The organism is Mesorhizobium sp. M7D.F.Ca.US.004.03.1.1, from assembly GCF_003998635.1.
Taxonomy (GTDB): Bacteria; Pseudomonadota; Alphaproteobacteria; order Rhizobiales; family Rhizobiaceae; genus Mesorhizobium; species Mesorhizobium loti.
The window spans coordinates 1-821 of the sequence record NZ_RZQG01001513.1; the positions used below are offsets into that span (position 1 = coordinate 1).

The following is an 821-nucleotide window of genomic DNA, read 5'->3' on the forward strand; positions in this document are numbered from 1 at the left end:
CATCAACGTGCTTGTACAGCGGGCACGGACAGGCGCCTTGTCAAGGGTCTACGTCGCCGGTCGCCTGGTGTGCAGGGACGGTGTCATAGCGACGGTAGATGAAAACATCGTCATGCGCGAGATCACTCAAGCGCTTGAGATGGAGAGGACGAATGGCGACAGCGATGGATTGTACATAGCGCGCAACATCTTGCCGCATATAGCTGGGTTCTTCGAGGACTATGGCTTCTGAGGGAAACAGCAAAGCTCGTCGCGCACCAAGCACGCGTTCTTGAATTCGACGGTTTCCCACGACCCTGGCGCCGACAAGCTGAAGGCACTACGGCGCAGGAGCGGTGCTCTTCGCTCGCGAAGAAGGCAACAAGGTCAGCCGTCGCGGCATCGATGAAACGGTCGGCGCCGAACCGGTGATTGGATTGTGTCGACTTGCCTCCAATACTATCTCGGCGCCCGACGACGGGCGAGGCCGATGTTCGGTGGTGCCACCCAAAGTCCAGTTCCTCGGCTGAAGCCCCAAGGCGGGTATAGGGTTGATATATTTCGTAAGATATCATAGACCGCTCAAGTGGCGGACCTTACGGACAAAGGGAGTGGAACGAATGTTTCTGGCAATAGGGGGGCAAGACTGGAGAAGATATGTCGAGGCCTGTTTCCCGCAGGACTACGACGCTGCCCGAAGCGGGTTTCGCCGGCTGTGCGCCAAGAACGGTGCATCTTGGAAAGCCTATAGAAATCCTGAAATGGGTGCAAAAGGAGAGGAGTTGACGACCGATGTCGCCTGGTTCGGACCAAAGGACGCATCGCGGGTCATGGTCCTCGTT

Annotated in this window: 2 protein-coding genes; both read left to right on the plus strand. The window is 57.4% G+C overall.

All coding sequences use genetic code 11. The annotated features are described in order from the left end of the window. Window positions 1-232, plus strand: a 232-nt coding sequence (locus EN935_RS38335) for a hypothetical protein (protein ID WP_206534701.1), incomplete at its 5' end; no start/stop codon positions are given. Window positions 233-599: 367 nt separating this feature from the next. After that, on the plus strand, window positions 600-821 hold a 222-nt coding region (locus EN935_RS38340), incomplete at its 3' end, for a DUF2817 domain-containing protein (RefSeq protein ID WP_127374361.1).